Raw genomic sequence first — 9,417 nt, 5'->3', positions numbered from 1 at the left:
ATGGTACTGCAGGGGGGACCCTGTGGGAGAGTAGGACGCCGCCGAACAATCATTCAGAAGAACCCCCATCCGGATTCCGGATGGGGGTTCTTCGCATTTCCCGGCGTGCCGGTCGATTCAGCGGATCCGTGGTGATCCGAGCGACCTGCCCGCGCACGGCATCGGTGTGGCCTCGCAGGGTGGACAGCAGCGGTCGAGGTGCCCGCCGGTGGCCCACTCCACCCGGAAGGGCACCTCGGTGTCGCCGTCCAGCGGTACCGGGTCGATCCGCGCCGCCGACTCCCCGTCCCCGTACCGGGTCGCTGACCCGAGCGACCTGTCGTCCCGGCCTGAGATCATTCCTCTGTCGGCACGGCGTCGAGGGGCTGGGGGAAGGCGTGAGGCAGGAGGACCACGGGGACGCGGAGCTGTGGCGGATGTGTCGGGAGATCGCGGAGGCGCTGCCCCTTCCGGAGCCCTTCGAGATGCCCGCGCTCGCCGTGACACTGGCGCGAATACGGGGCAGGCCACTGGAGTTGGTGCCGCTGCCGGGGCGGAGCAGGGGCCCGTGCGGGATCCTGGCCAGCACGGACCGGGCCGACTACATCGGGTACCCCTCCGACACCAGCGTGCTGCACCAGCAGCACATCCTGCTGCACGAGGTCGGTCATCTGCTCTGCGGCCACACCGGTACGACCGCGCTCGGATCCGCCGCGTCCGAGGCGCTGATGCCCCATCTGTCGGGTGAGCTGATCCGGCGTGTGCTCGGCCGCTCGGCCTACTCCGACCGTCAGGAGCGGGAGGCCGAACTCATCGCCTCCCTCGTCCTGCAGCGCGCGCGGCACCGGGTCCGGACCCCGTCGGAGGACGGCGACCCCGACGGTCGGGTGACCAGGCTGGGCTCCGTGTTCGGGCCCGCACCGAAGGGCCGTGCGGCCGGTCATGGGTGACCGACTGGCCGATGCGGCCGACTACCTCGCCTGCCTGATCACCCTCGTCGGAACGGCGGCCAAGGCGCTGTCCGACCGCGGGCGGCGGTCGGATCCGGCGCTCCGTTACGTCTATGCCGCCGGCTTGTGTCTGGGGCTGGGGCTGGCGCTCACGCCTCCGGCGACGTTCACCGCGGTGGGCGGCCTCGCGTCCGGGCCCTGGTCCTGGCTCGGATTCGGCTACCTCAGGCTCGTCGGCGACGAGTTGGAACTCGTCGCCGTGGGCTTCCTGGCCATGGTGGCACACTCGATCCAGCCGCCGGACGGGGTCCGGGGCGGGGTCCGGGCCGGGCTTCGACGGCAGGTGGCCATCACGGCCGGGGCCTTCGTGCTGAGTGCCGTCGCGTACGCCGCCTCCGGCGCCACCCAGGTGGGCACCCTCGTCGTCGCGCACGGCCGACGGCGGTACGTCCTGGTCGCCTACATCGGGCTGCTCACGGTCCACCTGGTCTGGCGGCTGTCCGTGTTCGGACTGCTGATCGGCCGCTCCGCCCGCCGCATGCCGCCGGGCGCCCTGCGCTCCGGACTGCGGCTGATGGCGTCCGGCACCGTGATCGGGCTGTTCTGGATCGCCGGCAACGTCAACGACGTGGTCGACCTGCTGACCACCAGCGGTGAGATCGGCGCCGAGACCGCGGTGTCCGCCGTGCCGGCACTCGTCTGCGTCGTCCTGATGCTGGCCGGAGCGACCGCGCCCGCCTGGGGCGGTCGGCTGGCGAGGTGGTCGCGACCGCTGCGCGCCCGGTACGCGTACCGCCGACTGGCACCGCTGTGGTCGGCGCTGCGGGCGACGGTACCGGGGGTGGAGCTGCTGCCGGACACCGCGCGGGTGGGGCGGCGGACGCCGCACGGGGCGCAGTTCGCGCTCTACCGCCGCATCATCGAGATCCGCGACGGCCAGCTCGCGCTCCGCCCGTACGTGCACCCGCAGGTGCCGTCGTGGGTCGAGGAGTTCGACCGGAGCACGGGTGGCGCGCGCTTCCGCCGGCGCCGTGAGGCGGCCGCGACCGTGGAGGCGGCGGGCGTCGCCGCCGCCCTGGAGGCGGCCGAGGCGGGGCACCGCTACCCGGCCGGACCGTCGACCGGGTACGTCCGGTCGGAGGGGCAGGGCGGCGTCGACGAGGAGGTCGCCTGGCTGGTCAAGGTGGCGGACGCCTTCACCACGTCCCCGGCCGTGGCCGAGGTCCGCCGCCGGGTGCGGGAGGAGCTGAACCGGGTTCCCGGGTGAGAGCGGACAGCCCCGCCCTGCGGCCGGTGCGCCGGAATCCCTGCGTCGACCGCTCGAACAGGACGACGGCGGTGTCGTGCTCGCGCCCGGAGGCGTGGACGAAGGCCTGGGCCCGCCGGGCGTGAATGCGCCGGCCGGGCCCGCCGGGCGGCACTGCATAGACTGGGTGGCCGCCGGGCCCGGTCCGTCGGTGCGCCGGGGCGGGAGGAGATTCTGGTGGGAGTCGAGGACGGCACTGCGGGGCGTGGGTTCGACGCCCTTGACGCCCGGTTGATCGACGCGGTCGAGCGGCTCGGCGACGTCGGCCGGGCGATGCTGCGGGACGCGGCCAAGCGGGAGGGACTCTCCGTCACCCAGGCGCAGTTGCTGTTGCGGGTCACCACCCCGACTGCGGGGCCGCAGAGCACCGGGAGCTTCGCGCGGTGGCTGGAGGTCTCCGCGCCGACCGTCAGCGACGCCGCCTCCGCCCTGGTCCGCAAGGGACTGCTGGAGGCCGTACCGGACGTCACCGACACCCGGCGGTCGTCCTGGGTGCCGACCGGACCGGGCCGGGAGGCCGCCGAACGGCTGCACGGCTGGCGGGATCCGGTCACCGCGGGCCTGTCCGCCTGCTCGCCGCAGGACCGGGCCATCGCGCTGCGGGTCCTGCTGGAGACCGTCGCCTCGCTGAACCGCACGGGGCGCATCACCGTCGCCCGCACCTGCCTGACCTGCCGCTTCCTGGGCCAGGAGCATCCGGACGGCCGGGTGGGGGAGTGGTGCGGGCTGCTGGAGGCCCCGCTCGGCGCGGCCGATCTGCGCGTCGACTGCCCGGAACACCAGCCGGCTCCGCGCTGACTCTTCGTCAAGATCCGGCTGCCGGAGGTCGGAAGACGCTTGCGCGACACCTGGGGGAGTCGGTAGCGTCGCGATAGTTAGGACTCCTAATTTCGACTCCTGGTGGAGTCCTGATGCGGAGTCCACCGGCTCAAGGATTCGAGGACGGCCATGACGCGCACGCCCATTCCCGGCTACCACTACGACGACCCCGCACTTCCCGCCTCGCCGGTCACCGCCGAGGACTTGGAGGGCCTCGCCGCGGCCACCCTGTTCTCCGACGCGGACATCGCCGCACTCAAGCTCGCGGGGGAGGTCCTGGCGGACCAGACCGAAGAGATCCTGGACGTCTGGTACGGATTCGTCGGCTCCCACCCGCACCTGCTCGCCTACTTCTCCACTCCCGAGGGCGCGCCCGCCGCCGAGTACCTGGCCGCCGTACGGCTCCGCTTCGGGCAGTGGATCGCCGACACCTGCACCCGCCCGTACGACACGCGCTGGCTCGCCCAGCAGGAGGAGATCGCGCTGCGCCACACCACGGCGAAGAAGAACGTCACCGACGGCGCGCGGTCCGTCCCGCACGTGCCGCTGCGGTACCTGATCGCGTTCATCTATCCGATCACCGCGACCATGCGGCCCTTCCTCGCGGCCAAGGGACACGGCGAGGAGGAGGTCGAGTCGATGCACCAGGCCTGGTTCAAGGCCGTCACCCTCCAGGTGTCGCTGTGGGCCCGCCCGTACGCGGGAGCCGCCTGGTAGGCCGGGCACCGACCCCGACCCCGACGGCCGGCCGGGCGGGCCGACCCTGCGAGCGGAACCGCAGGGTCGGCCCGGCCGGCCGATCCGTGCTGTCGCCCACCTCGGCCGGGTCGGTGGAAAGTCGCTGACCGGCAATGATCTGGCCCGCAGATCGATCGATTCGGGAATCGTGCTTGATCACCGCGCGCCGACGGCGCAGGATCATGCCCGGCAAGGCGGACCGCGCCGGGCCGTGACACGGGGAGCGCCGGGGCGCAGCCCGTCGGCTCCGGGCGACGCATTCCCATCCGGCGGTCTCCGGCGGCGACGTGATCGACACCCTCACCAGGCCGGCACTCGTGTTCACCGCCCCCGAACATCGTTCGCGGAGGCCCGATCCGCCCGAGTCGGAACCACGCGTGAAGGAGCGAGCATGAGTGACCGGTCCCCGGCGGAGCGCATCCGCTGCCTCGACGTCTTCCAGGGCGGCGCCCGGGAGGAGCGCGTCGGCGACGGCGTGAACGACGGTGACACCGGCTGGTCGTGAGCTCCGGCGGGCCGCTGCTGTCGACCACGGCCGGCGTGGGGCCCGCGGCCGGCCGACCGGGAGTGATCGGTCGGAAGTAACTGATATAACGTCACACCGTTCTGGGGTGGCAGGAGTTGACACCGGCAGGTGTCGGAGCCCGCCGCCCGGCCAGGACCCGACAGCCCGACAGCCCGACAGATCCCAGGAGCCCAGCCATGACCAGTGATGCGGAGGCGGCGGCCGCCGCCGCCCGGCGCCGCGCCGAGGCCATGTACGCCGATGACCGGACCTGCCAAGCGCTCGGCATCACCATCGACCAGGTCGGCCCCGGCCGCGCCACCGCGCACCTGAAGCTCGCCGACACCATGGTGAACGGACACGGCACCGCGCACGGCGGGTACCTGTTCCTGCTCGCCGACGCCGCCTTCGCCTACGCCTGCAACACCCACGGTGTCGCCACGGTGGCCCAGTCGGCCCAGGTGACCTTCCTGCGCCCGGCCTCGGTGGGGGACGAGCTCGCCGCCGAGGCGGTGGAGCGCTCCCGGTTCGGCCGCGGCGGGATCTACGACGTCACGGTGCGCCGGGCCGACGGCACGGTGATCGCCGAATTCCGCGGTCAGAGCCAGTCGTTGCCGGGGCAGCCGGTCCCGTCGACCGGGAAGTCGACGGGTCTGCGGGGTACTCAGGGTCCGCAGGGTTCGCAGGGTCCGCAGGGTTCGCAGGGTTCGCAGGGTTCGCAGGGTTCGCAGGGTTCGCGGGGTTCGCAGGACAAGGAAAGGTGATTCCCATCAACGCCATGCCCGACAGCACGCCCGACAACGACACCGCACCCGACATCCGGCCGTGGGACCGGCGGGCGCTCCAGGTCACCGAGGAGATCATCGACCGGGTCACGGCCGAGGACCTCGGTCGGCCGACCCCCTGCTCGGAGTGGACGCTGCACAAGCTGCTGGCCCACATGATCGGCCAGAACCACGGCTTCGCCGCCGCCGCCGAGGGCGTGCGGACCGGGCGCGCGGACTGGGCGGACCGCGAGTTCGGTGACGACTGGGCCGGCGCCTTCCGAGCCTCATCGGCCCGGGTGAGCGAGGCGTTCGCCGGTGAAGGCGTGCTGGCCGGCGAGTTCTGGCTGCCCGAGGTGCGCGGCGGCCAGATGTTCCCGGCCCGGACGGCGATCGGCTTCCACTTCGTCGACTACGTGGTGCACGGCTGGGACGTGGCCGCCGCGATCGGGGTGCCCGCCGGGTTCGAGACCGAACTCCTCGACGCGGTGCTGCCGTTCGTCGAGGAGGTGCCGGACGGGAGCAACCGGCGCCGGCCCGGCGCCTCCTTCCGCCCCGGTCTCAGCACCGGCAGCACCGACCGGCTCGACCGGATCCTGGCGATGCTGGGGCGCCCGCCCCGCTGGCCCGCCGGGGCATGACGCGGCCCGGTCAGACCCGCGCGGGGGCCGGGAGCCGCCGTCGGGCCGGACCGGGGACGGCGGTGTCCGCCGTGCGGGCCGCGCACTCCGCCAGGGCCCGGATCCGCGCGTTCTCCTCGGCGGTGCGCCAGATCAGCGTCACCGGTGCCGGGGGCAGGTCGTGGATCCGGACGAACGCCACGTCCGGCTGGGCGTAGTAGCGGGCCACCGACTCGGCCAGCGGTGCCACGCCCTTCCCGGCGGCGACCAGGGAGAGGATCTCCTGGCAGGTCTGCACTTCCTGGCCCCGTTGCAGGGTGTGCCCGCCGGGTGTCGCCAGCGGCACGTGGAAGTCCCGCCAGTAGTCGGGCGCGGTGTTGGCCAGGGCGAACACCGTCTCGTGCGCGATCTCCTCGATCGAGATCGACTGCCGTTCGGCGAGCGGGTGGTCCAGGGCGACCGCCAGCAGCCGCGACTCCAGGCCGATCACCGGCCCCACCGTGATGTCCGGCTCCTCGATCGGCAGCCGGACCACCAGGACGTCCACCTCGCTGCGGCGCAGCGGGCCGAGCAGGTCGCTGCAGGCCACCTCGTGCAGGGTGATGTCGCATTCCGGCGCGTACGCCCGCCCGGCCCGGACCAGGCCCGACGCGTAGGCCCCGCCGGCCGCGCCGGTGAAGCCCAGCCGGAGCTGACCGTCGACGCCGCGGGCCTGCGCCACCGTCTCGCTGTAGACGGCGGCCATCTCCTGGTAGAGCGGCTTGAGCCGGTCGATCAGGCCCTCCCCCAGTCCGGTGAGCCGGACCTGACGGCTGGTCCGCTCGAACAGCCGGCCGCCGATGCGCCGCTCCACGTCCCGCAGCGTCTGGCTGACCCGGGACTGCGAGACCCGCAGCCTCCTGGCGGCCTGCCCGAAATGCAGCTCCTCCCCGAGCGTCAACAGGGTCCGCATCTCCTGCAGATCCAGCACCGCAACCGCCCCCTCCCGAATCGGCGTGTCCGCTTCGGCAGACCGCGTGGTCCTCACCATGCCTCATGATCAGCCGCTTGTTCGGGCAATCCCCGGTCTCCCCAGGCCGTCCGCCCCGGCCTCCTCCCCCCATCTCTGAACCACGGGCGGTCGCTGCCCGGAAGGCGGCGACCGCCCGTGGTTCAGAGGGCGACGAGCCGGTCCACCAGGAGCTGCACCCTGCGTTCGGTGTCCTGCGGGGGGAGGCGGCGGGCCCTGGTCAGGGTGGCCTGTCCGTGCAGGGCGGCCCAGAAGACCTCGGTGAAGAGTCCCGGGTCCACGCCGTCGCCGGCCGCTTCGCCGAGGGTCTCCAGGAGGGCGGCGAAGGCGTCCTTCAGCGGTTCGGGGGTCTCCTCCTGGGCGAAGGCGAGGCCGCCGTCGAGTTGGAAGAGGGCGTCGTAGACCGCGGGATTGCGAGCGGCGAAGTCGAGGTAGCTGTGGGCGAGGGCGGTGACCCGGGTGCGGGGGTCGTCCGTGGTGCGGGTCGCGGCCCGTACGGCGGCGGCCATCTCGGTGGCGCCTTGGAGGGCGACGGCGCCGATGATCTCCCGTTTGCCGCGGAAGTGGCTGTAGAGGACGGGCTGGCTGTACTCGATGCGTTCGGCGAGGCGGCGGGTGGTGACGGCGTCCCAGCCCTGTTGCTCGGCGAGTTCGCGGGCGGTCGCCACGATGAGGCGTTCGCGCTCCGCCCGTTCGCGTTGCTTGCGTTCTTGTACGGACATGATTCGATCCTAGCAGCGCTAGACAATCGAGCGACAGTAGGTCTAGCGTTGCCTCAACAGCTAGCAACGCTAGATCCCAGGAGGGGTCATCATGCTCAACGCACTCCAGGTCTTCACCACCGTGGTCGTCGGCGTGATGGTGGGGGTGGAGTTCTCCGTCGCCTTCGTCATGAACCGGATCTTCGGCGCACTCCCCGAGGACGCCGGCCAGCTCGCCCGCGCCCACGGGGGGCGGATGCTCGGCGCGGTGATGCCGGTCTGGTACATCGGCTCGCTGGTCCTCGCCGCGATCTGGGCCGTCGCCGGATGGCACCACCACGGCGCGGGCCTCGTCGTCACCGCAGGCGCACTGCTGATCGTCAGCGTGCTGATGTCGATCCTGCTGCTCGTCCCGATCAACAACCGGAGCAAGACCTGGACCCCCGAGAACCGCCCCGCGGACTGGAAGGAGCAGACCGCGCGCTGGGACCGCTACCACTACGGCCGCGTCGCCGTCATCATCGCCGCCTTCGCCCTGCTGGTCGCCGCCCTCGTCTGAGCCCGCCGGCCCGGCTCCCGCGACTCGACTCCCGCGACTCGACTCCCGCGACTCGACTCCCGCAACTCGACTCCCGCAAGGAGACACCGATGTCCCGCAAGACCGTGAACACCGCCCTGACGACCGCGGGCATCCTCTTCATCTTCTGGTTCGGGCTGACCTTCGTGCTGGCCCCCGAGACCATCGCGCCGACCTTCGGCCTGCCGAGCTGGCCCTCCGGCGACGGCGGCGGCTTCCTGGTCCTCAAGGGCATCCGCGACGTCGGGAACGGCCTGATCCTGAGCGTCCTGCTGCTGACCGGTCAGCGCCGCGCCCTGGCCTGGGTCCTGCTGGCCGGGTCCGTGATCCCGTTCGGCGACATGGCCACCGTGCTCGCCCACCACGGCTCCGCCGGCGCCGCGTTCGGCGTCCACGGCCTGACGGCGGTGGGCATGGTCGTCACCGGCCTGCTGACCCTGCGGGAGACGCGTCAGCCCTCCGGCGCACCGGCCTCCGCACCGGCCCCCGCCGCCGCCTGAGCGTGGCGGGGCGCGGAGCCCCCGCCCGGGGTCGGGCGGGGGCTCGGTGGCTGTGTGGGGGCGGGCGGTCAGGCGGCCGGGGTGAGCAGGCGGTCGGTGTGGGTGAGGGTGACGCCGAGCCGGTGGAAGACGTCGACGGCGGCCCTGTGGCCCGGGGCGGAGAGGGCGGCGACGGCGTCCTCGACGACGGTGGTGGGGTAGCCGAGGGTGACGGCGGTGCGGACGGTCTCGCCGACGCCGTACTCGGTGGCGATGCCGGCCACGACCAGGCTGGTGGCGCCGAGCCGGTTGAGGCGCTCGGCGAGGTCGGTGCCGGCGAAGGCGTCGATGCCGTACTTGGTGACGACCTCGTTGCCGGGCCGGGCGGCGACCTCGGGGGCGAAGCGGTTGAAGGGGGAGTCGGGGCCGCCGTCGCTGCCGTCCATGCGGGCGTAGCGGACCAGGACGACGGGCAGGCCGGCCGCCTCGAAGGCGGTCTTGAGCCGGGCGGCGGAGCGGACCACGTCCGGGCCGCTGAGCGGGGCGGCCGGGCGGTCGACGATCCACTGCTGGAGGTCGACCAGCACCAGGACGGTGCCGGGGGTGAGGGCGGCGGGGGTGTTGGACATCGGGGTTCCTCGGGTGGTCGGTCGGGGGCTCTGCGCGGGACGGTCGGTCGGCGGCGAGGGCGCCGCGGACGGCCCGGGCGGCGAGGTCGGAGGTGGCCTCGCCCTCGGCGGCGCAGCGCCGCGCGCTGATGCCGGTCTTGCGCTGGATCCACTCGGCGGTCACGCCGGCTCGGGAGCCGGCCAGGGTGTTGTCGACGGCGTTCGCGGGCAGCTGCGACCCGGTGCCGAGGATGCCGATGGGCGACGCGCGCTCGTGCGCTGTCTGCATGATCGATATAGTATCAGAGGCCTGATTCGGGTCAATGGCTTGTCTAGTATCGCGATACTAATCAATAAGTGAA

Annotated in this window: 11 protein-coding genes; 8 read left to right on the top strand and 3 right to left on the bottom strand. The window is 72.9% G+C overall.

Translation table 11 applies throughout. The features are described 5' to 3' along the window. Nucleotides 1-377: 377 nt before the first annotated feature. The 6 genes from ABTY61_RS39440 (at nt 378) to ABTY61_RS39415 (ending at nt 5,702) form a co-directional block, all read left to right on the top strand. The gene (locus tag ABTY61_RS39440) at nt 378-929 is read left to right on the top strand and encodes a M78 family metallopeptidase domain-containing protein (protein ID WP_350510048.1); all 552 of its coding nucleotides are present in this window, start codon (nt 378-380) and stop codon (nt 927-929) included. Continuing rightward, the gene (locus tag ABTY61_RS39435; protein ID WP_350510047.1) at nt 922-2,196 is read left to right on the top strand and encodes an MAB_1171c family putative transporter; all 1,275 of its coding nucleotides are present in this window, start codon (nt 922-924) and stop codon (nt 2,194-2,196) included. Before ABTY61_RS39440 ends, ABTY61_RS39435 begins: the two co-directional genes overlap by 8 nt. 216 nt (nt 2,197-2,412) lie before the next feature. Then, entirely contained in the window at nt 2,413-3,033 is a 621-nt protein-coding gene (locus ABTY61_RS39430; RefSeq protein ID WP_350510046.1) for a MarR family winged helix-turn-helix transcriptional regulator, read from the top strand. Between the two features lie 150 nt (nt 3,034-3,183). Then, a complete protein-coding gene (locus ABTY61_RS39425) occupies nt 3,184-3,771 on the top strand; it encodes a protoglobin domain-containing protein (protein ID WP_350510045.1) in 588 nt (195 codons plus the stop codon). A 723-nt stretch (nt 3,772-4,494) separates the two neighbouring features. Then, nucleotides 4,495-5,061: a hydroxyphenylacetyl-CoA thioesterase PaaI gene (paaI, locus tag ABTY61_RS39420; protein ID WP_502895515.1), complete on the top strand. Its 567-nt coding sequence runs from the start codon at nt 4,495-4,497 to the stop codon at nt 5,059-5,061. A gap of 14 nt (nt 5,062-5,075) precedes the next feature. Further along, a complete protein-coding gene (locus tag ABTY61_RS39415) occupies nt 5,076-5,702 on the top strand; it encodes a TIGR03086 family metal-binding protein (protein ID WP_350510044.1) in 627 nt (208 codons plus the stop codon). Between the two features lie 10 nt (nt 5,703-5,712). Here ABTY61_RS39415 and ABTY61_RS39410 read toward each other — a convergent pair whose 3' ends face one another. Together ABTY61_RS39410 and ABTY61_RS39405 are read right to left on the bottom strand one after the other, a co-directional pair. Next, nucleotides 5,713-6,651, bottom strand: a complete 939-nt coding sequence (locus ABTY61_RS39410; protein WP_350510043.1) for a LysR family transcriptional regulator — start codon at nt 6,649-6,651, stop codon at nt 5,713-5,715. 182 nt (nt 6,652-6,833) lie between these two features. Further along, nucleotides 6,834-7,412, bottom strand: a complete 579-nt coding sequence (locus tag ABTY61_RS39405; RefSeq protein WP_350510042.1) for a TetR/AcrR family transcriptional regulator — start codon at nt 7,410-7,412, stop codon at nt 6,834-6,836. Between the two features lie 91 nt (nt 7,413-7,503). Here ABTY61_RS39405 and ABTY61_RS39400 point away from each other — a divergent pair, with 91 nt between their 5' ends. Further along, entirely contained in the window at nt 7,504-7,950 is a 447-nt protein-coding gene (locus tag ABTY61_RS39400; RefSeq protein ID WP_350510041.1) for an anthrone oxygenase family protein, read from the top strand. Nucleotides 7,951-8,039: 89 nt separating this feature from the next. Then, complete coding sequence (locus tag ABTY61_RS39395; protein ID WP_350510040.1) at nt 8,040-8,468, top strand: DUF4267 domain-containing protein; 429 nt, start codon at nt 8,040-8,042, stop codon at nt 8,466-8,468. A 68-nt stretch (nt 8,469-8,536) separates the two neighbouring features. On the opposite strand, the gene ABTY61_RS39390 is transcribed toward ABTY61_RS39395, so the two are convergent. Beyond that, on the bottom strand, nt 8,537-9,076 hold the full coding sequence (locus ABTY61_RS39390) for a cysteine hydrolase family protein (RefSeq protein WP_350510039.1): 540 nt from the start codon (nt 9,074-9,076) through the stop codon (nt 8,537-8,539). Nucleotides 9,077-9,417 lie beyond the last annotated feature (341 nt).

This window comes from Kitasatospora sp. NPDC096128 (assembly GCF_040303105.1).
Lineage (GTDB): Bacteria > Actinomycetota > Actinomycetes > Streptomycetales > Streptomycetaceae > Kitasatospora.
The sequence above is the reverse complement of the archived record's forward strand: the minus strand, read 5'-3'. Positions and strand labels throughout refer to the sequence as shown.

Excerpts from the sequence above, each read along its gene's own strand:
- ABTY61_RS39435 (WP_350510047.1), top strand. The coding sequence starts at position 922 with ATGGGTGACCGACTGGCCGATGCGGCCGACTACCTCGCCTGCCTGATC.
- ABTY61_RS39425 (WP_350510045.1), top strand. The coding sequence starts at position 3,184 with ATGACGCGCACGCCCATTCCCGGCTACCACTACGACGACCCCGCACTT.
- paaI (WP_502895515.1), top strand. The coding sequence starts at position 4,495 with ATGACCAGTGATGCGGAGGCGGCGGCCGCCGCCGCCCGGCGCCGCGCC.
- ABTY61_RS39415 (WP_350510044.1), top strand. The coding sequence starts at position 5,076 with ATGCCCGACAGCACGCCCGACAACGACACCGCACCCGACATCCGGCCG.
- ABTY61_RS39405 (WP_350510042.1), bottom strand. The coding sequence starts at position 7,412 with ATGTCCGTACAAGAACGCAAGCAACGCGAACGGGCGGAGCGCGAACGC.
- ABTY61_RS39400 (WP_350510041.1), top strand. The coding sequence starts at position 7,504 with ATGCTCAACGCACTCCAGGTCTTCACCACCGTGGTCGTCGGCGTGATG.
- ABTY61_RS39395 (WP_350510040.1), top strand. The coding sequence starts at position 8,040 with ATGTCCCGCAAGACCGTGAACACCGCCCTGACGACCGCGGGCATCCTC.
- ABTY61_RS39390 (WP_350510039.1), bottom strand. The coding sequence starts at position 9,076 with ATGTCCAACACCCCCGCCGCCCTCACCCCCGGCACCGTCCTGGTGCTG.